This window comes from Bacillus timonensis, from assembly GCF_004799755.1.
In the GTDB taxonomy this organism is placed as follows: domain Bacteria; phylum Bacillota; class Bacilli; order Bacillales; family Bacillaceae_L; genus Ferdinandcohnia; species Ferdinandcohnia timonensis_A.
In genome coordinates, this window is sequence record NZ_SLUB01000021.1 from 43569 (window position 1) to 70237 (window position 26669).

Consider the following 26669-nt stretch of genomic DNA (forward strand, 5'->3'; position numbering starts at 1 on the left):
CTTGGGTTTAATTCAAAAATTAACTGGAAGTAAGGTCAATAGAAATTTCCACATCTACTTAATCTTAATGTTAGTTATTTATACTGCTTATGTATTATTAATGAACTATAGAATAAAAATGTCTGATGTCTGGATGGCAAAAGCAGACACATTAACTCCAGAAAATATAGAAAGTATTATGCAATATGGAAAATGGTCAGAGAGAATTGAAATCTCTTCAATAATTTTGTTTGTTGTTATGGGTATACTTTCTATTATCACCAACAAATTATGGGTGTTTTTCAAATACAATCTTATACTGGTAATCAGTATTTTGATGTTTAGTTTTGTGTTCTACTTTATTACAACTTTAACTATTTTCAATTTACTGTTACCTTTAATGAATTTATCTTCCTACTTTTCAATTTTACTTGTATATGTATTGTTAGCAAAAATATTGAAATTCAGAAGGGATAAAAAAATAATGCTTTTTAGTAGATTATGAGACCGTTGGATTAGCGGTCTTTTTTACGTTCATCTAAAGTAATGGTGATGGCTAGTTTAAAAAAGACTATTTCCAATTGTGGAGTTATTTGTTATTATTAGTGTAATATTACACTAATAATGAATTAACTTGTGGTTATTATGGGGGAGTCGGCATTGTATAAAGGTCATTATGTTATTTGGATTTTAATAATTATTGCTACGACATTTGGTATATACGGGCAATCACTTGCCTATTTTTTGGAAAACATAACTAATACCAATAATGCTGTGTATTACTTAACCGCGTTTACGGTTAGTAGTATCCTCATTTACTTCGTTACCCCTTTAATAGCATATTTGATGATCAAGTTTGAAAAAATGGATGATAAATTTATTCCTTTCTACATATTAATTTTTGGCATGTTAGGGATATTTGTATCTCTATGGTCAGTATTTGTCTGTGTAATGTGGTGGGGCTAGATTTCAAAAAAGCTTGAATGTAGAGAAGGGAAGGAATATGAGAAATAGAGGCTCGGATGTAATAATTGAAAATGGTAAGGTTGGATTAATTCAGAGGATTAGGCATGGTTCAGCATATTATGTTTTTCCTGGTGGAGGTGTCGAGAATGGGGAAACCCCAGAAGACGCAGCAAAAAGAGAAGCGTTTGATTATTACACTACTAAAGATAGCCAGCCCATTCATTCTTTTAATTTTTTAGGATATAGAAAGTAGGTAAATTAATGATTCCGTTAGTATATGACCAAATTAATCAATGGGGTAAAGACGATGAATTCTTTTTAGCTCTATTAAAAAAATAGCTGATTTGGGCTGTGGAACAGGCAGATTGACTTCTCATTTTGCGAAAGTGGGCTATCGTATTACTGCTATCGACCCGAATGTAGAAGCAATTGAATATGCGAAAAATAAAGAGTATCCTGGCGACTTGACTTGGCTTGTAGGCGATAGTTCAAATTTACATACAAATACGTTTGATACTATTATAATGACCGCAAATGTTGCACAAGTATTCCTTACAGATAAAAGTTGGCAATCTGTCATTTCTGACGCATATCTAGCATTAAAACCCGGAGGATATTTTATTTTTGATACACGCAACCCATTAGCAAGAGTGCGGGAACAATGGGAAAAAGATATGACGCCTGATATTGCTAAAAATCAGAAGACTGGTGAGCGACTTGAAATTTGGACAGAATACGAGGGGTTTGTAGAAGGTATTTACACGTTTTATGAAACTGTGAAAAATACAGATACAAACGAAACAATAATTCATGAAAAAATGCAATTAAAATTCCGAACACAGGAAGAATTCTATGAGTCATTGCAACAAGCAGGATTTTCGAATATCCAAGTGTATGGGGATTGGGAGTTTAAACATGCAGCTGAAGACACCAAATCTTTTATTTTCTGCTGCGAAAAATAAGGGGTCTTTGGCGAAAAATCTTTTCTTGAATACGAGAGATTTTATTTAGTAAAGAGGAGTAAGCAAAAAAGAAGTGACTTAAACGCCACTCCTGAGTTGCTAGTTTTTCCTTGGAATCTTAAAACCATTTTCTATTTTTTCGAAACCAATCTTAGGATAGTATTCCATTGCAATTGGCGAAGACAAAAGAAGTAAGGCAACTTCTTCGCCGATGTGTTCTTGTAGTAATCTTACCATTTCTTTACCTATGCCGTTATTTTGATAATTCTTATTAACGGCTAAATCGGATAGATAACAACAATAACTATAATCGGTAATAGCTCTAGCAACACCAATTAGTTGGCCATTATCCCAAGCGGTAATCAGAGGATTAGAATTTTCGATCATTCGTTGAAGTCGCTTCAAATCATCAGTCGGTCTTTTTATTCCAGATGTTTTGAATATATTTGAGAGTTCTTCCGCTTTAATTGGTTCATTAACTTTATAAGAAATTTGAGTAATAGTTTCCATTTGTCTCTCCTTCAGTGTGCAAAAGATATAAGTTGAGAATGTAAAAAATACTTTAAAATAACAAAGTGTATATAAATAAAAGGATCCAATCGCCATTCTAGATAGTAGAACGATAGTTATGTAATTTTTTTGTACATCACGATATGTGGACCAATTGGCGGATAATCAAAAACTTCACCATGTGCTTTAAAACCTAACTTACTATAATATTCTTGTACATTTGTTCTGCCTTTACACCATAAAAAGTAAATCCCCCTTTCTTTGATAATATTTTCTGCGTAGGTAACAACTGCTCTTCCTGCTCCCAACTTCCGAAATTCTTCAAGGGTTGCCATTTGCCTTAAACGATACTGACTTTCAATAGGGAAATCCGGATTTCTATCTCGAATAAAGGATGCAACGCTTATTAGGACTTCTTGATAAAATGCACCAATATGAAATGCATAGTCCCCATGGTCTGTATCATACTTGGATTCATCAATTGATTGATTTGGACGTAAAACAGTTTGTCTTAAATGATAGGTCATTTCTGGTTCGATGGTTTTTACCTCTAACATAGTTTCTCTCTCCGATCCTGTAAAATCATTTTATTAAAAGGTGAATTTCCTCTAAATGGAAAATATCGCAGGTTAAATATATTTTTGTTAAAATTTTATAAAAATACTGTAACATTATCAAGAGGTAAACGTGTAAATAGTGTAAGGATAAAGAGGGGGGTCAGATGCTAAATCAATTAAAATTATCAAATTTATATAAACAGTATGCAAAGCCTCTTTATTTTTACCTTTTAAAATTAAGTGGATCGGCACAGCTTGCAGAGGATTTAACGCAAGAAACCTTCGTTCGTGCAACTATATCTTTACATAAATATGATGGGGAAGAAGCACGTGCTTGGCTGTTTAAGGTAGCACGGAACGCATATTTGGATGAATGGCGAAAGCAAAATCGACGGAAGTATATTCCTTTTTTATCCATTTTCTCATCGAAAGAAGAAATGGTTAGTCCGTATGGGATACCGGAAGAAACTCTATTAAAGCAAGAACAACATAAGCAACTGGAGGATTTGTTATCCTTTTTGCCCGAACAATATAGGTCAATCCTTTATTTACGTGAGTTTGAGGAATTTAGTTATCAAGAAATAATGGAAGCATTACAACTTACAGAAGAACAAGTGAAAGTAACACTTTATCGAGCAAGAAAGCGTTTGTCGTTTCTTGCTAAAAAGAAAGGGTGGGAATATGACAGGGTGGAATAAGGATTTAGAAAAACGAATATTAAAAAAGTCAAGGTTCACCTTAGCGTTCCGGATTATCCGTATATTGCTAGTGGTGTTGTTCATATATGCTATCTATATGATATTTGTAAATATAATTGCTGATAAAATGGATGTGGGAAAGGAAGCTATGTATTATTCAAGTCTTGCACTTGAGTGGACTGTTCCAAATGTACGTGGGGACTTCGATATTAAGGAAGAGGAAATGACTTCATTCGGTACAAAGCGATTGTCCTATAATTTACTTAAAAAGGTAGGGATTAAGGACCTTGTTATCGGTGAGGCAGAAGTAACAAAGCGTCTCTCCAGTCATTATTCCAATATTACCTATTCACATCCCGGTCTACAACAATTAAGTGAATTTTCCTTTTCTCTCCCTGAAGACCCACGTACAAATAGGAAGCTAGACGCTAATACATCACCTCATGTGTGGGAACCATTAGAGATGTTACCTGAAGGCACAGTTGGAGAGTTAGCATTTTCCACTGATAGTTTTATGGAATCAGAAAAACTAATTGCGAATTTACGGGAATTTGATATTCATATTTTGTGGATGCCCTTATACACAGGGGAATTTGTAAATTTCGAGCCATACGGTTGGAGCGGTAGTAATAATTTGATTATGGTTTCAGATGTAATTGGGTTAACAGGTGGAATTGATCATGACGAAAATTTTCATCAAACGCTAAGGATCAACAGGTTAGATGAAAGTTCAGTAAAGGAAAGTAAACAGTTAATGTTAGATAACATGGAAGAACTCCTAGGGAAGGCAGAAAGTTATTATGAGCGGTTCCTGGGTCTTGGGCATTTAAAGGAAAAATATCAATATTTACAAGAGGAAGGTTTTACCGTATATGGTGCTGTTGTAACAGGTCCTGTTAAAGAATTATTAAAACTAAAAGAGGAATCATTTATTCAAGGGGAACAATTAGGTGAAGTAGAACTATGGAATTGGGAGCCTACTGATCAATCAGAATTTATGGATTAAAGGATAGGTTGAAATATGTAATGACCCAACAGAGCTAGATAGATTAACAGTTTGTTATAAGATCGAAAGGCCCCAATAAAGGGGCTTTGTTTCTATTCTTGGTAAAATATAAATGATTCTTTATATTTCTGTCCAACTACTTTTTTACCATCAGTTAACTGTTCATACGGTTTTTCTATCCAGGTAACGATGACTTCAATTTGCTTTGCTTCTATCGAAACCGGTTGGTTTGTATGATGATAGAAGTCCTGGTCTGATGACGAAACATAACTTAAACCAAGCATCGTCTTGGAGTTTGGCTCATCACGATATACTTCGAAAGTTAGATCATATACCTTTTCGCCGACATTTTTAATATCAATACTATATAGGTTGAAAACATCCTTCTCCTCTTTTACTTGATCCGTCTCAGCTTTTCCAAGGGTTACTTTCCAGTGGCCAGAGGTTTGGGTTACCGGCAGTTCCTTTATTGAAGCGGCACTTGTTGAAAAGGAACTACATACAACAGCAAGAACACTAATTATAGCGACAACAATATATTTCATTTGTATTCCTCCCGAAATATAATAAATCAAGAGTATTTTCAGCTTATAATAACAATTAAATGTATAGTATTAAATTTGGAAAAACATGTTAAAATTGACTTGTGCAGAAACCCGGTGCAGTTAGGTAAAAGATAAGTTTTGAATTCAAATAAAATTACCAAGGAGGCTTAAAATGAAAAGACTACCATTTGAACCACCAACAGATCACTATGATAAACGAATTGAAGAAATCGATGAACAAATATGTAAATTAATGCAACAACGGAAAGTGCTTTCTAATAATAATCCTGGTTTTCCAACAAAAAAATTAATTTCTAGCTGGGCAGAAAAATATAATTTTTATGATGACTTTTTAAATAGTGTTTTTGCCCATTTCCTAAATGAAGAAATTTTTAGACCTGTTGTGGAGCCACAAGGATTCCTTAGGAATATCCCAATTTTAAAATCATTTGAATTAGATGATGTGTTTTATTCGGTAACTTTCGTACGTCAATATGAAAATGCCAGCATCGTTCATTTTAATATTGATAGGGAGGATACTGATGATGATATGCCGAGAAGGCTTCATGAACCTAATCTCTTTAATCTTTCGATAGAAGGCACAGCGATTGATTATGATTGTCGCAACGAGGGTGGTGGGGGCTCCAGGGGGCATGAATCTTTTACATTCATAGTATCACCAGCCTTACCCGACGATCCTTCTGAACTTAAGTTGGTTTTTAAACAATATAAATTACCATTTGAAAAACCGACAGGGTTGGAAGTTGTTATAACAATGGGCAACTAGATTGTTATTTTCCACTCGTGGTTTTATGTAATATAAGATATTTTGCTGTGATTAGTTGCAAAGCCTTTTTCGTATTCATATGGAAAATGATGAGTTTAGGGCTGTTTTAGCGCTCTGGATGCTTTTTTTTGATGTGCCACTATTTTTTACAAAGGCTAAAAGCAGTAGCTAATCCAGCTCCTAACTGGTTCGTTTGTATATTACCATATAGATTCGCAATTTCTATGCCTGTTGGAGGGCGGCCATTCCCAAGTCCCTCTAAAACAAAATATTGTTTTTGAATATATTCAATTTCTTTCGGATAAGGAATATAAGGGGGACGGACTGCCATTCCTTTTTCTAATAGCAAGTGCTGGTTCGAAAAAGGTTCGTGACTATATTTTGAGGGGAAAAGAAATTGCAAATAAGCATATATAAAAGTTTTTGGTGATTATTTAACGAATAATTCTTTGCCAGTGCCGATGACAATTGATCAAGGGGTAACCGATTCAACCGAAGCTCCATTTTCTGATAGACTGATGCTTTTTCACTTTAGCTTGATGGAATATGCAGGCATAGGGAATTATGGGGTATCTATATCGGAGAGCCAAAGAAGCGATTTGATTGTTGATTATTCGCGGCTACTAACAGAAGTTATGAAATTCTCAGAAGATGGACGAAACATCATGATAAAAAATGAATGGTTAGAAAAACCACCAACGGCTGCAAACCGAAAGGAATTAGCCAAGGATTGAAAAATGAGTAACAGCAATTCAAAGGGGCAGTTAGAGACTGCTTCTTTTCCGTTGTAATCGACCTTTGGGTGACAGAATTGTTAACGATTGAACCATTAAATAAACTGGAAATGAATCCGAAGTTTTTACTCACATTTATAATTCCCAATGAATTAAATCTAATACGATATAGGAATTGATAGGGAAATCCTTTAAGGATACTCTTCTTCTTTGCATAGTTATAGGTGTTTAAGGATAAGTTAATTGTAATATAACCTATTTAGAATTCCGAAGGAGATAGGAGAATGCGTAAAAAAGAAAAATGGGGCGTGCTCTCCCTTGCATCCATCCCATTAGTCATGACCTTGGGCAATTCTATGCTGATTCCAGTATTACCAATGATGGAAAAGGAACTCGAAATTTCATCATTTCAATCCAGCTTGATTATTACGATTTATTCTGTTGTTGCCATTATTTTAATCCCGATTGCTGGCTTCCTTTCTGATCGAATTGGTAGGAAAAAAGTGATTATTCCAAGTTTGATCATTGCGGCAATTGGAGGATTAATAGCAGGTCTTGCCTCATGGCTTTTTGAAAGTCCTTATATCCTAATTTTAATAGGGAGACTTTTACAAGGAGTCGGAGCTGCGGGTGCTTCTCCGATTGTTTTACCATTAGTAGGGGATATGTGTAAAAGTGAGAAAGATGTGAATACAGGACTTGGATTAATCGAAACATCTAATACATTTGGAAAGGTTCTCAGCCCTATTTTAGGTGCCATTTTAGCAGCTACGATTTGGTATATGCCTTTTTTTGCTTTTCCGATTTTTTGTTTGATTTCAATCCTATTGATTCAATTTATGGTGCATACGCCAAAGGATAACGAGGTTGACACCTCTGAATTTAAATATTTTCTAAAAAAAATAAAGCGAACATTAAAAGAAGAAGGTCGTTGGCTGATCTGTATATTTATCGTCGGTGCAATCTGTATGTATATTCTGTTTGGAATGCTTTTTTTCCTTTCATCGATCTTAGAAGATAAATACGGAATCGACGGGGTTATTAAGGGACTCATCTTGGCTATTCCACTTGGAGCTCTTTGCCTCGCCTCATTTATCACGGGAAAGAAACTTGGCGATGATAAAAATGCGATAAAATGGATTGTCTTCTTTGGATTTTTACTTGACACTGCAGCTGTCTTTGCGATTTGTTATACGGAAAACTTATATGTTTTCCTCGTTGGTCTTGTTTTCTGTGGCATTGGAATTGGGATTGCACTTCCAAGCCTAGACGCATTGATCACGCATGGTACTGAAAAAGATGAAAGAGGTACAATTACTTCAATTTATAGTAGTGCGCGGTTTATTGGTGTTGCTGTCGGACCACCTGTTTTTGCTATTTTAATGAAGCTTTCCCATGATGTTTTGTTTTTTTCTGTCGCAGGTATTTCAGCCTTTGCAGCCATTCTTGTCTTGTTTTTTATTAAACCGCCTAAGCGGATTCGGACAGATTCTTTATTCCAAAAAATGAGTAAATAGGCTAAATCTTAAACCACGGAACTTATTCCGTGGTTTTTTTGTCAATAAAACCACTTATGCATTTACCCATTTACTCGCCCTTTCTAAGCTGGACAACTTCCTCTAAGACAACTCGTGAATAAATTGAATAATAACAGAAGGGGGGAGACAACTAAATGATTAAAAAGGCTATTATTCCTGCCGCAGGGTTTGGTACACGGGGATTGCCAATGACGAAAGTACTTCCTAAAGAAATGCTCCCTATCGGAGGGCGCCCAGCGATTGACTATATTGTTGAAGAAGCTGTGAATGCGGGTATAGAGCAAATCCTCATGATTGTCTCACGTACAAAAAACTTAATTGTTGATTATTATGATCGATCCTTAGAATTAGAAGCATTTTTAGAACAGCAAAATAAAGAACATCTTCTCGACGCATTGAAACTTCCAAAGGTGAAAATTTATTATACGAGGCAGCTTTATCCGAAGGGATTAGGGGATGCTGTATCCTTAGCAAAGGAATTTGTTGGTAATGATCCGTTTGCCATTTTACTTCCGGATGAAATCTATCTTTCTAACAAAGAAAATCCATTAGAAGAGTTAATAGACTTTTATAAAAATTATGAAAAAAATGTTATTGCCTTGCAAAAGGTTGCTGATAAGCACCTAAATAGTTATGGGATTGTTAAGGTAGAGAAAAGAGAAAAAGGGCGCCTATATAAAATTTATGATATTGTTGAAAAACCGCAAAATAATCCACCATCTAACCTAGCTGTAACAGGAAGATATATTTTAAAGCCTAACATTTTTTCATGCTTAGAAAAAATCAAACCAGGTGTTGGTTCGGAAGTTCAGTTAACAGACGCTATAAAGCTCATGCTCCAATCAGAGCCCGCCTATGGCCTTGAGATTGCAAGTGAGCGTTTTGATATTGCAAAGGAAGCTGAATATATAAAGCTTGTACAAAAGATATATACATTAAAGCATGGGGAGCAGGGGGAGTAACGTGAATGTTTTGGTAATTGGAACAGGTTATGTTGGAACCACAACCGGCTTAGTATTATGTGAAAAAGGCCACATTGTAACAGGCTTAGATATTGATGATAAAAAAGTAGAGGCATTGTCGGCGGGAAGGCTTCATTTTTATGAGAAAGGGTTGCCCGAATTATTAAAGAAACATCTTACCGAAAAGAATATTTCATTTACAACAGATGTCAAAACGGCAATAGAGCAGAATGACCTTATTTTTATTTGTGTAGGAACACCTAAGAACGAGGATGGCAGTGCAAATCTTAATGCAGTATATTCAGTAGCAAAAATGATCGGGACCTATATGAACAAATATAAGGTCGTTATCAATAAAAGCACAGTTCCAGTTGGAACAGCAAGTAAAGTAACAACAGTCATTGAAGCTGAAAATGGAAAGGTCCCGTTTGATGTTGTATCAAATCCTGAATTTTTAAGAGAAGGGTCGGCCGTCTATGACGCCCTTCACCCCGATCGAGTGGTAATTGGAAGTTCTAGTAAAAAGGCCCTTGAAATGATGAGACAATTATATGCAGCGGAAAACTCTCCATTTATCGAAACAACCCCAAGTGCAGCAGAACTCATTAAATATGCTTCGAATTCCTTTCTTGCATTGAAAATTTCTTTTATCAATCAGCTTGCAAGGCTTTGTGATAACATGCAGGTGGATATTGACGAAATATCTAAAGGAATCGGTCTCGATCACCGGATTGGACCACATTTCCTGAAAGCGGGAATTGGGTATGGTGGTTCATGCTTTCCTAAGGATGTCAGTGCGTTAATTACGATAGCAAAGGCAGAGGGTATGGATTTATCCATTCTAGAAGAAGTGAAAGCGATTAACCAATCACAACCATTTTACTTTTTGGAAAAGGTTGAAAAAGTAATAGGCGGTTTGGATAATAAAAGTATTGCGGTTTTGGGATTAGCCTTTAAACCGGGGACCGATGATACAAGGGAATCACCTAGCTTGGTTATACTTGATGAACTGACAAGTAAAGGCTGTTCCGTGAAGGTACATGATCCAATCGTGACACTCTCTAATCCCTATGTGAAGCAGTGTAAGGACGTACTTGATGCAGTAGCCGGAGTGGATGCAGTGTTACTAATTACAGATTGGGAAGAGTATTTAAAATTAGACTGGGAAAAGGTGAAAAGTACTGTCAAGCAACCATACGTTTTTGATGGAAGAAATGTTCTAAATAAACAAGAACTTGTCAAATTCGGATTTAATTATGAAGGTATTGGAAAGCCATAACCTAAAATGGTCATCATGCAATCAACATGATGACCATATTTTATTAATATAGGTATTCTATAAGTTTTGAATCGCGGTTCTACCTGAAAAGGAGGAGATACATTTGACAGTTTTTGAGTTTATTCTACTTGGCTTAGCCAGTTTTCGCCTGACAAGATTATTAGTGTTTGATAAAATTACAGAATTTATTCGGCGACCATTTCACGAGATGATTGAGGAAGAGCTACCAGATGGAACTGTTGAAGAATATATTCAGCTTAAAGGAACCGGGTTAAGAAGATGGATTGGTGAGCTCTTGAGTTGTTATTGGTGTACCGGAATTTGGGCAACGGGCTTTCTTTATCTTCTTTACGTATTTTATACCCCCCTTTCAGAACCGCTTATTGTTATTTTCGCAATCGCTGGTCTTGCTGCCATCATCGAAACCTGTGTTACGAGACTATTAAATTAGTCTTCTAGGTAAAATACACATTTTCCTAAAATTACACTCCTGTCCATACAGAAGATAGACATTTTCCATATAGTAGGAATTAGGAACTGTAAAGAGGTGAGAATATGGGGAAAAGTGAATCATCTAAAAACAATAATAACAGTTTAAATCAAGTACGCTCAAATACAGAGAATGTATTGAATTTGAATGCACCAGGTGGCGTATCCATTCAGGTATTGGGTATGGATATAAAAATGAGTGACTTGAACATTACAATTGGCCCAAACGCTAGCATTAGCGATATTCAAAGTGTCTTAGATCAAATAAGCAGACGTGAATAATTCTACTAAATTGCCCAAGAGGCATAACAAAAAAAACGAAAGTATCAATTCGATGCCTTCGTTTTTTTTGAAGCAAAAAGTAAACGGAACTGAATTATTATACTGAGGCTTTTTAAAAAGTACCGTAAAAATTTGGGTTTTCTAATTAATATGTCCTACACGAGCTGAAATCCTAGGAATATGATATATTGATAGTCTTTTTCAATAAAAATCTATATTAAGGATTCTTGATAAAATACAACGTAAAACGTTACGAGGTGAAATCGAATTGAATCATATAGTCGACTGTATGGAAATAGAGAATTATGTAAATAGCATTACTGTTCAAGCACACGAAAACGCGGAAGTTACAGTCCATAATAATACAGCACTTGAAATGATTGGAAAGGGTGTACATGGAGCTGTATTTCAAGTGAATGAGGGTGTCTGTGTTAAGGTATATGGGGAAGAAGATGTTTGTTCGCGAGAGCTATACGCACTAAACCTTGGCCAACACACAGATCTTTTCCCAAAGGTATTCTGTAGTGGAGCAAAATATATTGCCATGGAAATGGTTTATGGAATCGATCTACGGGAGTATTTACAATCCCAACCATTAACAAAAAACTTATCTGTAAAGTTAATTCATTTATTAACCACCTATAAGGAAATTGGACTTGAAAGAATTGATCATCATAAACGCCATATTTTTGTGCAAGAGGATGGAAATCTAAAGGTTCTTGATGTGGGTACAACGGTGTGGAGAAATCGGGTCTATCCATATCCCAGAAAACTACTAAATAGCTTAGGAAATCAATATCAAGAAATGTTTTTAGAACATGTAAAAGAATTGGCCCCCACACTTTATGATGAGTGGCAGAAATATATCCAGATGGAAAAATACGCAACAGTATTACATGAGAAATACTTTTCTAAAGAAAATTTTAAGCTTAAGAAACTCAAAAAAGAAGAAAAAATACTATTAACAGGCAAAAAAGAGTGGGATTCAAAAGTTGAAGATCTTGTAAGAAAGGTTCACAAAGAGCAATGGATTAAGGCTTTAACAGCACGAGGAGTAGACATTGAACATGTTAAGGCAAATGCAAAAGAGCTTGAACGGGAATATATTTATGGAAAGGATAAGAAGGACAAAAAGGGAAGTTCCTTATCCAATAAGGAAGATAAGAAGAAAACAAGGATTTACACATCATCTTCTAAAAAGAAAAAACAAAAGAAATAGTGTAGTTATATAAATAAAAAAATGTACAGAAAGGAGGCTAAACTTGAAGGTTTTAGTGATATGGCGTTTATTAACTGTTGGGGGCGTGAACGCAGGCTGGCGAAATCGAGCCGTTTATTTTAAAAAATATGGAATCGAAACGGATTTTATGTATGTGAAAGACCTTGGTGGGATGCACATCATGGACGATGTTGCGACCGTCTATCTAACAAATGATAAAAAAGAAATTGTGGATATTATTCAAAAAAACAAATATGACGTGATTATTATTTGTGACACGAAAAAGGGCTATAAATGGATTCGAAAAGCAAACTATAAGGGGCCTCTGATACTGGAGGCCCGTACTCCAGAAATTCTTAAGCTAACTCGTCATCTTCCTGATTTTGACGAGGTCACGCCAGACCGAATGATCGTTCCCTCTCATCACCAAAAGCGTCTCGCATCCATTCTAATCGATTCAAATGCACCTTATGAGGTGATCTATAACGGAATTGATACAGAGTTTTTCAAACCACTTAATCCCGAAGAAACCCACTTAGAAAAGGAACCTATTATTCCAAAAGGGAAAAAGGTAGTTGCCTATATCGGCAGATTAGATGGTCGAAAAAACTGGAAACTCTTAATGGAGATTGCACATCGAATCAAAAGTGAACGGAATGATATTGAAATTTGGATTATTGGTGGAGCCAATAGTGCACAAAGAGATGAATTTGAGACTTATTGGAAAGATCACGGATTAACAGATATCATAAAATGGTATCCGGTGGTTGCTTATCAAGAAATGCCACATATGTACTCAAAGATTCGACAATCAGAAGGATGCACAATAGCCACGACAAAGGGAGAGTCGTTCGGAAATACCTTTATTGAATCAATGGCCTGTGGTGTACCGGTTGTCGCTCCAGGCATCTCATCCATTCCTGAAATTGTCGAGGATGGGAAGACAGGATTGTTGTATATTGAAGAAAATGCACAAGATGCAGCGAAAAAAATCTATCAAATTATCGATGCACCTGAGTATTATCAAACATTATCCACTAATGCCCGCGAACGTGTAGAATTAAGCTTCTCCATCGAAAAATGTGCGAAAAGCTATGTAAGATTACTTCGGGAATTGACTGGGGGTGATGAGCATCCAACCAACTAAGTATCATCAATTATTTGAAGGAAAATCGAATAACGCCCATCTCTTTTCATTTGATAATGGAAAACAGTACATCGTGAAATTTTTAAAGGAAGGCCAAGAAAAGGTGTTGTTTAATGAATGGGTTGGCTATTCCATTGCACGCTATCTACAACTTCCAATTCCACCAAGCCGCTTTGTACAAATCCCGCAAACCTATTTTAGTGAGCTTACCGATGGAGAGCTTGTTGAAGAGACAAACACACAGTTCGCAACTGAGTATATCCCAAATTGCCAAAATGCTCATGAACTAACTTCTCCGAATGTCATCAATCGCAAACAGCTTGCAGGAATCATTATTATGGATTACTGGCTGTATAATCTTGATCGGACGAAGAAAAACGTACTATTTAAAGAAGTTGCCGGGGGAAATCACAAACTTTATATTATTGATCATGCTGATCTATTTGGCTCATTTGCCTGGGATAGTACAAATCTCTCAACCTATTGCAGGAAGCTTATGAAAAGTGCAACACATGAATTGATCGCAGACTTCATTCAGGATGAAAAGGATTTCTATGACCAGCTATCTATCATTCAATCAATTCCTATCCACTTATTAAACGAAATTGTTGACTTCACACCAGAAGACTGGGGAATTACGGAAGAGGAGAAAAAGCAAGTTGTTGATTATTTGGTATGTCGTAGAGATATGGTTCTCCATAAACTGATCCGGGACTTTATCAAATCGCGCTATCGACCCCTTCACTCAAAACCATAAAAGGACAGCTCACCGCTGTCCTTTTTGTTGAGCCCTCCATAAAGGAATGAAGGGAATATCCAAGAGTATGAAACTAGTAAACGTCCTTCATTCCAAGAGCCCTTTAATAGTTTACTATGATTTTATTAAGTGAAAAGATTCCCTTCGGCAGCTCTTTGCTATATACAAACCCATCTACCACAACCGAATGACTGTCTTCATTCTTGGGTAGATTAATACCAAACTGAGAGAAGATGATGGTATCGTTTGGTGGGAGCGGGTTTGGATCTACATATTTAATCCAGTATTCTCCGTTCTCCTTAATTTTTTCTTTCCAGTTTTCATGTAAAAAGACCCAATCAATTTCGGATTCAATAAAGCTTTGTGATTTTTTATTTACAATTTTTCCACTTAAGGTGCCTGATTCTCGAGGGGCTAATTTGATACAAACGATAATATCATGTAACGCTTTTGTCCCTGTATTTTTAATCATGAAATCACCAATGATGGTAATATCATCGTCCTCCGTAGACGGTAAAATGGTTGAATAAGCAAAATGGGCTTGAATGTTCGCAAAGGCTTCGACAAGTTTTTCCTTTGGTGCCACGGCAATCGGTTTAGCTGAAACAACTTTTTGTTGAAGCTGTGCTGTGCGTTTCTTTTCCTCCTCCAGCTCGACCTCAAGCTGGGTTATCTTTTCCTTTAATTCATATATTTCCTTCTGATAGGTCTCAATTTGTTGGTCCTCAATTTTATATAATTTCTCCTGTAAATATTGATTCCGGACTTTTTCTTTTTCGATACTTCCTTGAAGGGATTTCAGTTTATGCTCATAGGATGTAATTTCAGATTGATAATGAATGATTCGTTGCTTCAGTTGGATACTGTCTTCCTGACGACCTTGCTGCTGTCTTGGTTTCAAAAGGTATCCCTCCTCTCCTCTACAAGTTATGTAAGTAACAATGAATTTGTGTTTTTTGACCTAACAAAAATAAACTAGACTGTTGATGATTCAACAGTCTAGTTTAACCAGTGCTTCTTAGTGAGCTGGGAAAACTTCTGGACATTGTGGTGGGAATTTTTCTGTTGGACATAATACGATTTCTTCTAGGATTTCTTCACGTGGATGACAGTGTCTAGCTTCAATTTCTAGCTTCACATCAGCTTCGGTTTGAACCTCTAGGCAAAGAGTAAGGCTGATGTCTAGTTGGTGGATATCTGATTCACAAATTAATGTTGCATCGCATTCAGCTAATGATACATGTACGTTTAGGTCTGTTCCTTCAGGAGCGCATAATAAGAATGTTTGAGTCGTTACGAATGGAATTGGATGTTTTGTCTCACATACAACACGATTCATATCATCTAGAATTTCTACTCCTATAAAGCCTCTTACTAGAGTTTTCACTCGTTGTAATGTGACTTGGTCACCATTTGGTAATGTGACCGTAACTGGTTGGCGTTGCCCGATTTCTGTTACTGAAACTTGATGATTCTCTTGGAATCCGGTTTCAATCGGATGACCAAATTTGTCGCTTAAGAAGCAATTAACTGAAACGTCATCAAATTGGTCTAGAAAATTACAAAGTTCCTCTAGTGTGCGCTCTGTTTGACCATGACATTTGAATTTTACAGGAAGATTGCTATTATTTGTGAATGTAAGATCTACGTCAATCTGGCGAGTGATCCAGTCATAAATTTTTCTTGTTAGTATACAAACTCGTTCTGTGTCTCTATTATGGTTATGATGTTTTGAACCCACTTGTGTGTTCCTCCTTTTTGTTGTAATAACCCTTTGGGTATTGGGGCTACTGTATAGTATGTTTTAGATAGTCAAGTGTGCTGTGACATTAGCGGAATTTTGCTCATATGATATGTAGAATCAATACTTTATATAAAGTAAAGGGAAGATATGAGGAGGGGCTAAAAGTGAATCGTAATTCTAGTAATCCAGTGATTTTACAGCAAAAAATTATCCATTTACAGGCGGAGTTATCAAAATATAAATCAATTCAAAAAGACAAATTACTATTCGAAAATCAAAAGTTAAGGGAACAAATCAACCAATTACGTTCCGAAAATGAGCTGCTAAAACAACAGTTTATTTCATCTAATAATCGCGAAACAACACAAAAAAAGTCTGCTGAGCCCATCAGCAAAATCCAAAAATCACGTCCAATAAATAAAGAATCTGATGGTATGATAAATGAATGGTTCTTTAACAATCTCATCCATGAAAAAAATAAAAAATAAGCAGAACGTGGAAAACAATATGAGCAATAAGGACATATACTAACATTATACCAATTTATGGAGGAATAATTATGAATGTGAATAAAAAGAACAATCTCACAGGTGCTAAGGTTTTTTCTTCCAGTCAAAAAAATAAACCAGTAAAGAAGTCCGGTGGCTGTGGGTGTAAAAAGGTACGTTAATAATATTGGTAATCGTTAATCAGTGTTGTACAGTGATGAAAGGTTATGAGAAATAGCAGATGACCATATGGAAATCTGCTATTTTTTTTCTAATTGGGGTGTGACGAAAAATCTTATGGGATGAATCCTTCACCGAGTCGAACAACTTGAGCTGAACCCTGATGACCTTTAGTCACGTTTCTTGTATCGAAAACAAGATTGCTGAAGGTTAAAATCAGGTCTAGTGGTATTGCAGAATGGTTGGTTAAAATGATGATGCAATCCATCTCACGTAATATTTCTTCCGAAAGCTCTGTGTTGGTATACAAATGGTCTCCAATTAAAATTGATGGTACAAATGGGTCATGGTAATAAACATTGGTACCCTCTTCGTTAAACTTCTCTAAAATTTCTATTGCAGCTGAATCCCGTGTATCTGCTACATCCCTTTTATAGGTAATCCCATAAATAAGAATTTTTGCCTGAGTCAGAGATTTATTAGACTTCAGTAGCCCTTTCGTACGGTCTACGATATGTTCGACCATTCTTTGGTTTGTAATATCAGCTGTCGAAATAAATTCGCTTCTCGTCGCTAATTGTTGTAGTTTCCATTGAAGATAAAAGGGGTCAACTGGAATACAATGGCCGCCAATCCCTGGTCCCGGATAGAATGGGGTAAAACCGTAAGGCTTGGTAGAAGCAGCATCAACGACCTCCCAAATATCAACTTTTAATTTTTCGCAAAGTATGGCCATCTCGTTAATAAAGGAAATATTAATAAAACGGAATGTGTTTTCAAGTAGCTTAGTTAACTCCGCAGATTCAGTTGAGGAAACAGGTACGACCTCTTGGTAGATATTTTTGTAAAGAGAATATCCTACATCTAGACACTTTTCAGTCGTACCTCCAATTACTTTCGGGATTTCTTCAACTGAATACTTATTATTACCCGGATCGATTCTCTCCGGCGAATTTGCCAAATAGAAATCAATGCCAACTTGAAACCCGCTTTTCTCTAAAATTGGTAATAATACTTCCTTTGTCGTTCCGGGAAATGTTGAACTTTCTAATATAACTAGCTGGCCTTTCTGCAGTCTTCCTTGAATTTCATTTCCCGCACTAATGATAAAGCTTAAATCTGGTGTTTTTTGTTTGGTAAGTGGTGTTGGTACACAAATGATGATTGAATCTACCTTTTTTAACTCATCAAAATTTGTTGTCGCACAAAAACTTCCTTTGTCAATCACCTTTTTTAGTCTATTGTCGTCTATGTCACCAATATAGCTTTTAGAGTTTTTGAGTTTGTTAACCTTCTCTTGATCTTTATCCACACCAACCACTTGGAACCCCTTATCAGCAAGCATGACAGACAAGGGAAGACCGACGAAGCCTAGACCAATCACTGCAATTTTGTTATTTTTACTCTGTGAATTCTCGTTATTCATTAATTTACTCTCCTCGTCTTGTAAAAATTAAGTACAGTCTTAAAATATGCGATTGCGAATTGATTGAAATGGACAATCACCTTAATTTTTTAAAATATGCATTTTTATCAAGGACAGATATAATAGTTTGTTTATTCTAACTAAAAACTCACTCCAAAATGTAGATTTCTTCAATATGAAACTTGAAAAAATCTAATCTTTTAATGGTCTTCAGCCGTTCCTTTATCAAAATGTAGTCATAGATTAGGATGGAAACGCATTTTCAAAGGAAATTTAATAGAGAGGAGAAGGAGAAATAGATAATGATTAATCTTGTAGACTTAAGGAGACAGTTTCAAAGTGTTAAAAATGAGATCATGTATGCAATAAATGAAGTTATAGATAGTGGGCAATACATTTTGGGACCAAAAGTTATGGAACTTGAGAAAAAAATAGCGAAAAGAATTGGAGTTCAAGAAGCAATATCTGTTGCAAATGGTACAGACGCACTTGTTCTTACGCTTGATGCATATGGGATTGGCAAGGGTGATGAAGTAATTACTTCGCCATTTACATTCTTTGCAAGCGCCGAAGCGATATCACGTGTTGGAGCAAAGCCAGTCTTCGCTGATATTGATCCGGTTACCTATAATATTGATCCAAAAGAAATTGAGAAAAAGATAACATCAGCCACTAAGGCAATCATTACAGTTCACATATTCGGGCAGCCGGCTGAAATGGATGACATTCTGGAAATTTCAAAAAAATACGGACTTTATGTAATTGAAGATGCTTGTCAAGCATTTGGAGCTTCCTATAAGGATCTAGAAGTGGGGAATTTAGGAGATGCTGCCTGTTTTTCATTTTTTCCAACTAAAAATCTCGGTACAATGGGGGATGGAGGAATTATTACAACCTCAGATAAGGACCTAGCAACTAGAATAAGAAAACTGCGAACACATGGAACAACAAGAAAATATTATCACGACCTAATAGGTTATAATAGCAGACTAGATGAGCTACATGCCGCGATTTTACTAGTAAATCTTTCGAAAATAGATGAGTGGAACGGGCAAAGAAGAAAGCTTGCAGATCGGTACAGGACACATTTAAAAGATGCACCACATTTACAATTACCGATGGAGGCAAGCAATCGATCTCATATTTACCATCTATATTGCATTCATTCTGAGAATCGAGATGAGATTATGGATAGGCTTGAGGCTGCTGATATTCAAACAGGTGTCTATTATCCACAATGTCTTCATTTACAAGAGGTTTACTCGTTTCTTAATTATAAAAAAGGTGATTTTCCGATTGCAGAATCGTTATCGGAGAGACTTTTTGCCGTTCCAATGCATCCATTGCTAACAGAAATTGAACAAGATGAAGTGATTTCGGTCTTACTTCAAAAAGAGGTGGACTAAAAGTGGTGATTCGATTTGGTTTAGTTGGCTGTGGATATATATCAAAGAAACATTTGCATGCATTGTCAAGGTTTGATGATGCACATTTACATGCAGTAAGTGATTTAGATGAATCGAGAATGGATGAAGCAAGGAATTTTTATCAAACACAGTCAGGCCTTACACATCCAATCAAATATTTTAAGGATTATGAAGAGATGCTTGCGGATCAGCAGCTTGATGCAGTCATTATCTCTTCATTTTCTGGACTACATGCGGAGATGGCTAAAAAAGCTCTCCAATTTAATAAACATGTCATTTTGGAAAAACCGATGGCTTTATCCATTGACGGGTCCAATGAACTGATCGCATTGGCACAGAAACAAAAAAAAGAGCTGATGGTTTGTCATCAACTTCGTTTCCGGCCAATCATGCAAAAAATTAAAGGGATTATTGATGATGGAAAAATCGGAACTATTTATTTAGGGGTTGCTTCGATAAGGATCAATAGGTCGCCTGACTATTTTACTTCTGCTCCGTGGAGAGGTAAATGGGAAACGGATGGAGGAATGTTAATCAATCAAGGAATTCATATTATTGATTTGCTTCAGTGGTTTCTTGGAGAGGTACATTCAGTTTACGGTGAAATAGGTTACCAATCCACTGTAAAAGAGACAGAGGATGTTGCTTTAGGTATTTTGGATTTTAAATCCCGGGCAAAGGGTATTATCGAGGCAAATATTGTCACCCAGCCAAATAATCTTGGATACTCATTGTCTCTCTTCGGTGAAAAGGGGACCATTTGCATTGAAGGACCATCTCTTAAAAACATTGGTCGTTGGTATATAGAAGGTGAGAATACGGATATGGAAGAATTGGATTCCCTACTTCAAGATGGGAATGAAGAGATCTATATGTATGATAATTTTATTGAAGCCGTAAAGTCTGAGAATAAGGGTGTGCTACTAGACGGAACAGAAGGAAAAAAAGCCCTTGAAATTATATTCGGTATGTACCAATCGGAATTGTCTAAGCAACCCGTTGAGTTCCCAATTTATTCTTTTTCCACATCAGACATGAAAGAAAGGAAGTGGAAATCACATGAATCTAGGTAAGGTTGTTGTAACAGGGGGAGCGGGTTTTTTAGGATCGCAGCTTGTAAGAAACCTGATGCCCTTAAGTGAACATATCTATATTATTGATGATGTATCGACGGGAAAAAGATCTGCTATTCCGAATTCTGATAAGATCACATTCTATGAAGAAAGTATTACAAATGAAAATTTGCTGGAAGAAATTCTTCCAGAGGTTGATTATATTTTCCACTTTGCATGCAAAAATCTAGTCTTATCAGTTGAAAACATAAATAGTGATTTCGAAACGAATTTATATGGAGGCTATATCCTATTACAAAAGGCAAAGGAATGTTGTAAAGATTTAAAAAGGTTTATCTATGCGTCCACTACTTCTATATACAGCGAGGCACCAATCATACCCACACCCGAATCCTACTATAATATTAAATTACCCTATGCCGCTAGTAAATTTTCAATGGAGCATTACTGTCATGTATATTATCAAATGTATCAACTTCCAATAACAGTTCTAAGATTTTCAAATGTATATGGACCGGGACAACTTGTTGAAAATCCCTATTGTGGGGTAGTAGCAAAGTTTTTTGAAGCAGCAATGAATCAAAAACCAATGATTATATTTGGGGATGGAAATCAGACAAGGGATTTTACGTATGTTGAAGATGCAATAGATGCCGCTCTTATAACAGCTTTGGATAAGGACGCTATAGGTAATGTATATAATGTTGGAACAGGAATTGAAACAAGTGTTCTTGAACTTGCACAAGTTATTCACGAGACTAGTGGGGGAAAGAAAATTCAGCTTCAAATCATGCCGAAACGAAAAGTTGATGTAGTCCAACGAAGATGTATTGATTCAAAAAAAATTCAAACGGAATTGAATTGGAGAATTGAACATTCTTTGGCAGAGGGGATAGTAAAAACCTATAACTGGCTGAAAAAAGGAAATGGATCATGAGAATTTTTCACGGTACGACTGAAATCGCAGGACAAATGGGAATCTTGAGCAGTGCCCTTAACAAGAAGGGGCATTGTTCGGTTGGTTATAATACATTTCATTCCTATCTTGGCTATAAAGATTATTTGATCAATACCGACCAGGAAGGATTGAATGAAAAATATAATGAAATTATAAATGAATTTGATCTCTTTCATTTTCATTATAATACTACTCTTTGCGAGGAGTATTCAGATTTACCGGAACTTAAAAAAAGGCATAAAAAAATGGTTATGCATCATTGGGGAAATGATGTAAGGTTTCATGAACAGGCTAGGAACAACAATCCTTATGTATATACCGGCGATTCTCCACCCAATGAGGAAATTCATGCAAAATTAATCAAAATCACAGAATATATTAAAGAAGCGATTGTTCAAGATTATGAGGTTTATGAATATGTAAAAGACTATTATGAAAAGGTTCATGTGCTGCCGATTGCGATTGATCTTACTCACTTTGAACCTCATTATCCGGCTATTAATAAGGATAAGCCTCTTATCCTGCATGCACCAACAAATCCTGATTTTAAAGGAACAACCTATGTCGAAAAAACGATAGAAAAACTAAGGGAAAAATACGATATTGATTATAGACGAATTGAGAAAATGAGCCATGAGGAAGTAATCAGCCTTTATGCAGATGCTGATATCATCATCGATCAGGTTTTATGCGGTTCTTATGGATTACTTAGTGTGGAATCAATGGCTTTAGGAAAACCTGTTTTAACCTATATTCGCCCTGATCTTGTTCCAACCTTTCCAGCTAAATTACCTATTATCAATAGCAATCCTGATACTTTATATAAACAGGTTGAAATGCTGCTTGAAATTCCAGAGCTGCGACGGGAACATGGAATGCAAGGGAGAAAATATGTTGAAAAATATCATTCTCATGAGGTAGTTGTTGAGCGATTGATGGCTATTTATTCAAAATTATGATCAATGTTGGCCTTCATAAGGAGCTATTTGAAGAAGTCTCTTTAAAATAGCTTCTTTTTCCATATAAAAAGCCGGTTAAAAGAGCAGGTTCTCTTTACCGGCTAAAAACGTAATGATTAATTAGGGAAAGCTGCAGTTGGGTAAACAGGCGTATAGGTTTGTTTAATAAAGGAGTAGAGGTGATTATATTCAGTTAAGTGGTTTTCATAAATATCCCGCATTGTTTGATTAGGAAATTGATAGACAACTAGACTCTTATTCATATATTCGTTGTAGTAGCCAAAATTTAAATAGTCTTGTAAATGGTTCTCCTTAAAAAGTAACCCTTTTCCAAATGTGATTTGCATTCCGGTATGGAAATGTCTTGCAAATACAGTCGAGTTAGCAATCCAAGTATAATCCGGCCCTGTCTCTCCATAATAGTTGGGGTGCGTGCAAGCAGCATCAAACCCAAATTCATTCCATTCCACACATCCTGTAGATCCGTACTGCTGAAGCCACAGAGAAAGCAATTTTCTTTCACGAATATATGCAGTTACTCTTTTGACAAGATTTTCATCGCGCTCATCAATGGATGCACGTGGCCAAACGAATCCTCTAAATTGCAATTTCTTATGAAGGTGATCAGCATCTTCCCATTTTGATAAAAATTTGGTTATCCACCATTGAACTGCAGTAAATCTATCATCTTCATTTTTAAAATTTAGAACAAGATCGTCTACTTTGCCGAAATTTTCTTGGGTAAGCATTGGGTATGGGAGTGTAACCCATACATCTGTTTGTTTTCCTGCATTTGTGTTCATTGCTGCAGCATCGAAGTTTTGTTTACGTTTAAACAGCCCTTTTAATGCTACCTTCCAATCTTTTCTTTGTGGTAAACTACCAAAGTCAGAAAACATTGGATAAAGATAACAATCTTTTCTTCCATTAATCGGATTGAAGATTAATCCATTGAACATCGTATCAACGGCTTCATTATTTACAAGATAACTTTGGTATGGCTTTAAGTCTTCTGCTGTCCAATTTTTAACACCATTTTCGTGTTCTTCTCCATACGGTAGGAGGCAAATATGGTTTTGCACTCCAAGTTCTTCAGCTGTCATATAATCATTAATCGTCAAAAATATCCCACCTTTCATAAATGTCTTTTATAGTATATGAGCACATTAGGTATAAAGTGTGTCCGCATACCCCCATTTTACAAGATTTGCATAACCAACTTATCTTTCTTGAATATGATATGAAAGGAAAGGAAAGGAGAGATATTTTTATGAAAATTGTTCATGCTCCCACTGAAATTGCGGGACAGATGGGAATTATTTGTAAGGAGATTAGAAAACAAGGTCATCATGCAGCGGGATTTAACGGCTTTCACACGTACTTGAATTATAAAGGAGATATCTTAAATACAGACGCATTTGAAGTGATGAAAGAATTTGAATTTCTTGTAGAGAATGTTGATATTTTCCATTTCCATAATGCGAACACATTTTTTCAGGATTTTGCTGACCTCCCTTTACTTAAGGGAAAAGGAAAGAATATGGTAATGCATCATTGGGGGAGTGATGTACGGACAGCAGAAATGGTTCGCAACATGAATCCGTATCCTCTTCCAGAAACCTATTATACTGACGAAGAAATTCACAGACAGCTAACCATTATTTCAGCCAATATTGATACCGCAATTGTGCAGGATTATGAAGCCTATCACTATGTAAAAGATTATTATAAACATGTATATGTTATTCCACTAGCTTGTAATGTTGAAGACTTTAAAGTCTCATATCCTTCAGTTAAAAATAACAATCCTCTTATTATTCATGCACCAACAAATCGTGAATTTAAAGGATCCGATTATGTAGAAGCTGCGGTGAATAAACTTCGTGATAAAGGGAGTCCATTTACCTATCAAATTCTTGAAAAAATGAGCCATGAGAAAGCACTTTCTGAATATATGAAAGCAGATATAATTATCGATCAGCTCCTCTGTGGCACCTATGGAATGCTGAGTGTAGAGGCAATGGCAATGGGGAAACCGGTCGTTGCATTTATTAGAGATGATGTTCGCGAAAAATTCCCTGATGATCTTCCGATTGTTCAAGCAACACCAGAAAATCTTGATGAAGTCCTTGATGAGTTAATCCGCAATCCAATTCGACGCCATGAACTTGGAATGGCAGGTAGAAAGTATGTAGAGACCTATCATTCAGCAGAACGAGTTACAAATGACCTTATAAGTATTTATGAGCAATTATAGTACCAAAAATTAGCGTACTAACTGCTTTATTGAAAAAAGGGGGGAGTATATGATTCATCCATCAGTAGTATTAGGTGCAAATGTTACGATAGGGGAAAATGTAGTAATCGAAGAAAATGTGATAATAGGAGACTCTGTATCTATTGGACATCATGTGGTTATAAAGAAAGATACAAAAATCGGGAATTTTGTACAAGTAGGCGAACTAACAGTGCTAGGGAAACCAACATCTTCTAATAAAAAAATGGCGCGTAAGCCTGGGAAGGCATTGGATTCTTTAGTGATTGATGATCATGTAATCATTGGTTGTAATAGTGTATTGTATCGGGGTGCAAAGCTTAACTCTGGTGTTTTTGTTGGGGACTTAGCAAGTATTCGTGAAAAAGTAGTAATAGGAGAGGACAGCATTATCGGTCGCAATGCAATCGTTGAGACAAATACGCAAATAGGAAATCGGGTAACAATTCAAACAGGCTGTTATATAACCGCCGATATGGTAATTGAGGATGAAGTCTTTATTGGTCCTTGCTGTTCATCTTCAAATGATAAGTATATGGGGATGGGGATTTATAAACATCAGGGACCTGTTATTAAAAAAGGTGCCAAAATTGGCAATAATGCAACCCTCTTACCTGCTATCACAATAGGTGAGAATGCGATAGTTGGCGCTGGAAGTGTAGTTACGAAAGACGTCCCACCTGATAAAACGGTTGTCGGTAATCCAGGGAGAATATTAAAATAAATAGGGCCGATAATTTCCTAACATAGGAATTATCGGCTTTTTTAAAAGTAGAATCTAGGCTGATTTAAATTTTTGATTATATAAACTAGCAAAATTAAGGAATGAGTACTATCACTGCTATTTTTCTTCAACATATTATATTTTGTGTACTCTAAATTGAGAGTGCTATAAAAAATAAAGGAGGATAGCTAGATGAGTATAGAAAATAGAATTATTAATGGCGGTTTTGAAACAGGACAAATTTCTCCATGGGTACCTTTAAATGCTTTTGTTACCCAAGAATTTTCCCACAGTGGATTCTTTTCTGCTAGGTTACAAGGCAATAATGTGAACGGGTTTATTTTTCAAATTGTACAAGTTGACCCAGGCGAGAGTTTCGAAATGCTAACGTCTTTAGCGAGAGCAGGCACGGCACTAAGTTCACCTATTACTTTATCTGTCGGTTACTATGATGCAGCTTTTAATTTTCTAGGTTACGGTCTTATTACCGTAATAGATGAGAATCGTATTCCTAATGTACTAGTTAATGATACTTGGTTAGAAGTCTACCAAACTACGACACCTGCACCATTGGGAACTACACAGGCTTTAGTTCTAGTAAATAATCTACCTAGGCCAGGCTCTTCAGATGTAGTTATTGATGATGTTTCACTATTAATAGGCACCGACAATGGCGTAACGGGAGCAACCGGCGCAACGGGAGCCACAGGAGCGACAGGAGCAACCGGAGCAACGGGAGAGACAGGAGCAACTGGAGCAACAGGAGCCACAGGCGTAACAGGTGCAACCGGAGTAACTGGAGCGACAGGAGCAACCGGAGCAACCGGAGCAACCGGAGTAACAGGAGCGACAGGAGCGACAGGAGCAACGGGAGCGACAGGAGCAACGGGAGCCACAGGAGCAACTGGAGCCACAGGCGCAACAGGTGCAACCGGAGTAACTGGAGCGACAGGAGCAACCGGAGTAACTGGAGCGACAGCTGTCTCTTATACACATCT

30 protein-coding genes and 1 pseudogene are annotated in these 26669 nt (G+C 36.3%); 23 read left to right on the top strand and 8 right to left on the bottom strand.

Translation table 11 applies throughout. The features are described from left to right. Position 1: 1 nt before the first annotated feature. From E1I69_RS12730 to E1I69_RS12740, 3 genes and pseudogenes are all read left to right on the top strand, one after another. Positions 2-484: a hypothetical protein gene (locus tag E1I69_RS12730; protein WP_136379975.1), complete on the top strand. Its 483-nt coding sequence runs from the start codon at positions 2-4 to the stop codon at positions 482-484. Positions 485-982: 498 nt separating this feature from the next. Then, positions 983-1135 (top strand): annotated as a pseudogene (locus tag E1I69_RS12735) (NUDIX domain-containing protein); the annotation flags it as partial. Positions 1136-1310: 175 nt separating this feature from the next. After that, the gene (locus E1I69_RS12740) at positions 1311-1907 is read left to right on the top strand and encodes a class I SAM-dependent methyltransferase (RefSeq protein ID WP_242634588.1); all 597 of its coding nucleotides are present in this window, start codon (positions 1311-1313) and stop codon (positions 1905-1907) included. Between the two features lie 99 nt (positions 1908-2006). Here the strand turns inward: E1I69_RS12740 and E1I69_RS12745 are convergent, their stop codons facing one another. Together E1I69_RS12745 and E1I69_RS12750 are read right to left on the bottom strand one after the other, a co-directional pair. Further along, entirely contained in the window at positions 2007-2417 is a 411-nt protein-coding gene (locus tag E1I69_RS12745; RefSeq protein WP_136379976.1) for a GNAT family N-acetyltransferase, read from the bottom strand. Positions 2418-2533: 116 nt separating this feature from the next. Continuing rightward, the gene (locus E1I69_RS12750; protein ID WP_136379977.1) at positions 2534-2974 is read right to left on the bottom strand and encodes a GNAT family N-acetyltransferase; all 441 of its coding nucleotides are present in this window, start codon (positions 2972-2974) and stop codon (positions 2534-2536) included. A 164-nt stretch (positions 2975-3138) separates the two neighbouring features. On the opposite strand from E1I69_RS12750, the gene E1I69_RS12755 reads away from it, so the two are divergent. Together E1I69_RS12755 and E1I69_RS12760 are read left to right on the top strand one after the other, a co-directional pair. Further along, positions 3139-3672, top strand: coding sequence for a sigma-70 family RNA polymerase sigma factor (locus E1I69_RS12755; protein ID WP_136379978.1), 534 nt, complete (start codon positions 3139-3141; stop codon positions 3670-3672). Then, positions 3656-4678 carry an anti-sigma factor gene (locus tag E1I69_RS12760; RefSeq protein ID WP_136379979.1) on the top strand — a complete coding sequence of 341 codons (1023 nt, stop codon included), beginning with the start codon at positions 3656-3658 and terminating at the stop codon, positions 4676-4678. Before E1I69_RS12755 ends, E1I69_RS12760 begins: the two co-directional genes overlap by 17 nt. A 92-nt stretch (positions 4679-4770) precedes the next feature. Here E1I69_RS12760 and E1I69_RS12765 read toward each other — a convergent pair whose 3' ends face one another. Beyond that, a complete protein-coding gene (locus E1I69_RS12765; RefSeq protein WP_136379980.1) occupies positions 4771-5223 on the bottom strand; it encodes a hypothetical protein in 453 nt (150 codons plus the stop codon). 172 nt (positions 5224-5395) lie between these two features. Here E1I69_RS12765 and E1I69_RS12770 point away from each other — a divergent pair, with 172 nt between their 5' ends. Further along, positions 5396-6010, top strand: a complete 615-nt coding sequence (locus E1I69_RS12770; RefSeq protein WP_136379981.1) for a hypothetical protein — start codon at positions 5396-5398, stop codon at positions 6008-6010. A gap of 139 nt (positions 6011-6149) precedes the next feature. On the opposite strand, the gene E1I69_RS24955 is transcribed toward E1I69_RS12770, so the two are convergent. Beyond that, entirely contained in the window at positions 6150-6341 is a 192-nt protein-coding gene (locus E1I69_RS24955; protein ID WP_242634589.1) for a hypothetical protein, read from the bottom strand. A 124-nt stretch (positions 6342-6465) separates the two neighbouring features. Here E1I69_RS24955 and E1I69_RS24960 point away from each other — a divergent pair, with 124 nt between their 5' ends. From E1I69_RS24960 to E1I69_RS12815, 9 genes are all read left to right on the top strand, one after another. After that, positions 6466-6744, top strand: coding sequence for a DUF3231 family protein (locus E1I69_RS24960; RefSeq protein WP_242634590.1), 279 nt, complete (start codon positions 6466-6468; stop codon positions 6742-6744). 284 nt (positions 6745-7028) lie between these two features. After that, the gene (locus tag E1I69_RS12780; protein WP_136379982.1) at positions 7029-8261 is read left to right on the top strand and encodes an MFS transporter; all 1233 of its coding nucleotides are present in this window, start codon (positions 7029-7031) and stop codon (positions 8259-8261) included. A gap of 155 nt (positions 8262-8416) precedes the next feature. After that, positions 8417-9244: a UTP--glucose-1-phosphate uridylyltransferase gene (locus tag E1I69_RS12785; protein WP_136379983.1), complete on the top strand. Its 828-nt coding sequence runs from the start codon at positions 8417-8419 to the stop codon at positions 9242-9244. Position 9245: 1 nt separating this feature from the next. Next, positions 9246-10523, top strand: coding sequence for a UDP-glucose dehydrogenase family protein (locus E1I69_RS12790; protein ID WP_207308546.1), 1278 nt, complete (start codon positions 9246-9248; stop codon positions 10521-10523). Between the two features lie 103 nt (positions 10524-10626). Beyond that, positions 10627-10974 carry a DUF1360 domain-containing protein gene (locus tag E1I69_RS12795; protein ID WP_136379985.1) on the top strand — a complete coding sequence of 116 codons (348 nt, stop codon included), beginning with the start codon at positions 10627-10629 and terminating at the stop codon, positions 10972-10974. A gap of 104 nt (positions 10975-11078) precedes the next feature. Next, entirely contained in the window at positions 11079-11294 is a 216-nt protein-coding gene (locus tag E1I69_RS12800) for a hypothetical protein (RefSeq protein ID WP_136379986.1), read from the top strand. 268 nt (positions 11295-11562) lie between these two features. Further along, positions 11563-12513: a hypothetical protein gene (locus E1I69_RS12805; protein WP_136379987.1), complete on the top strand. Its 951-nt coding sequence runs from the start codon at positions 11563-11565 to the stop codon at positions 12511-12513. 43 nt (positions 12514-12556) lie between these two features. Next, positions 12557-13660: a glycosyltransferase family 4 protein gene (locus E1I69_RS12810; protein ID WP_136379988.1), complete on the top strand. Its 1104-nt coding sequence runs from the start codon at positions 12557-12559 to the stop codon at positions 13658-13660. Beyond that, on the top strand, positions 13641-14417 hold the full coding sequence (locus E1I69_RS12815; protein ID WP_136379989.1) for a HipA family kinase: 777 nt from the start codon (positions 13641-13643) through the stop codon (positions 14415-14417). The genes E1I69_RS12810 and E1I69_RS12815 overlap by 20 nt, the downstream gene beginning before the upstream one ends. Before the next feature lie 103 nt (positions 14418-14520). On the opposite strand, the gene E1I69_RS12820 is transcribed toward E1I69_RS12815, so the two are convergent. After that, a complete protein-coding gene (locus tag E1I69_RS12820; protein ID WP_136379990.1) occupies positions 14521-15318 on the bottom strand; it encodes a hypothetical protein in 798 nt (265 codons plus the stop codon). A 117-nt stretch (positions 15319-15435) separates the two neighbouring features. Beyond that, entirely contained in the window at positions 15436-16158 is a 723-nt protein-coding gene (locus tag E1I69_RS12825; RefSeq protein ID WP_136379991.1) for a hypothetical protein, read from the bottom strand. A 167-nt stretch (positions 16159-16325) separates the two neighbouring features. Between E1I69_RS12825 and E1I69_RS12830 the strand changes: the two genes are divergently transcribed. Next, entirely contained in the window at positions 16326-16649 is a 324-nt protein-coding gene (locus E1I69_RS12830) for a hypothetical protein (protein WP_136379992.1), read from the top strand. A gap of 295 nt (positions 16650-16944) precedes the next feature. Here the strand turns inward: E1I69_RS12830 and E1I69_RS12835 are convergent, their stop codons facing one another. Further along, the gene (locus E1I69_RS12835; protein ID WP_136379993.1) at positions 16945-18255 is read right to left on the bottom strand and encodes a nucleotide sugar dehydrogenase; all 1311 of its coding nucleotides are present in this window, start codon (positions 18253-18255) and stop codon (positions 16945-16947) included. Positions 18256-18557: 302 nt separating this feature from the next. On the opposite strand from E1I69_RS12835, the gene E1I69_RS12840 reads away from it, so the two are divergent. From E1I69_RS12840 to E1I69_RS12855, 4 genes are read left to right on the top strand one after another with little or no spacing between them, the layout of a single operon-like run. Continuing rightward, on the top strand, positions 18558-19661 hold the full coding sequence (locus tag E1I69_RS12840) for a DegT/DnrJ/EryC1/StrS family aminotransferase (protein WP_136379994.1): 1104 nt from the start codon (positions 18558-18560) through the stop codon (positions 19659-19661). Between the two features lie 2 nt (positions 19662-19663). Then, a complete protein-coding gene (locus E1I69_RS12845) occupies positions 19664-20755 on the top strand; it encodes a Gfo/Idh/MocA family protein (protein ID WP_136379995.1) in 1092 nt (363 codons plus the stop codon). Beyond that, positions 20742-21692 (top strand): NAD-dependent epimerase/dehydratase family protein, encoded by a 951-nt coding sequence (locus E1I69_RS12850; RefSeq protein ID WP_136379996.1) that lies wholly within the window; start codon positions 20742-20744, stop codon positions 21690-21692. Before E1I69_RS12845 ends, E1I69_RS12850 begins: the two co-directional genes overlap by 14 nt. After that, entirely contained in the window at positions 21689-22672 is a 984-nt protein-coding gene (locus tag E1I69_RS12855; protein ID WP_136379997.1) for a glycosyltransferase family 4 protein, read from the top strand. Before E1I69_RS12850 ends, E1I69_RS12855 begins: the two co-directional genes overlap by 4 nt. 116 nt (positions 22673-22788) lie before the next feature. Here the strand turns inward: E1I69_RS12855 and E1I69_RS12860 are convergent, their stop codons facing one another. After that, the gene (locus E1I69_RS12860) at positions 22789-23793 is read right to left on the bottom strand and encodes a DUF4855 domain-containing protein (protein WP_161974888.1); all 1005 of its coding nucleotides are present in this window, start codon (positions 23791-23793) and stop codon (positions 22789-22791) included. A gap of 149 nt (positions 23794-23942) precedes the next feature. Here E1I69_RS12860 and E1I69_RS12865 point away from each other — a divergent pair, with 149 nt between their 5' ends. The 3 genes from E1I69_RS12865 to E1I69_RS12875 form a co-directional block, all read left to right on the top strand. Then, the gene (locus E1I69_RS12865; protein ID WP_161974889.1) at positions 23943-24929 is read left to right on the top strand and encodes a glycosyltransferase family protein; all 987 of its coding nucleotides are present in this window, start codon (positions 23943-23945) and stop codon (positions 24927-24929) included. Positions 24930-24978: 49 nt separating this feature from the next. Beyond that, entirely contained in the window at positions 24979-25671 is a 693-nt protein-coding gene (locus tag E1I69_RS12870) for an N-acetyltransferase (RefSeq protein WP_136380000.1), read from the top strand. Positions 25672-25863: 192 nt separating this feature from the next. Beyond that, on the top strand, positions 25864-26669 hold an 806-nt coding region (locus E1I69_RS12875), incomplete at its 3' end, for an NTTRR-F1 domain (protein ID WP_136380001.1).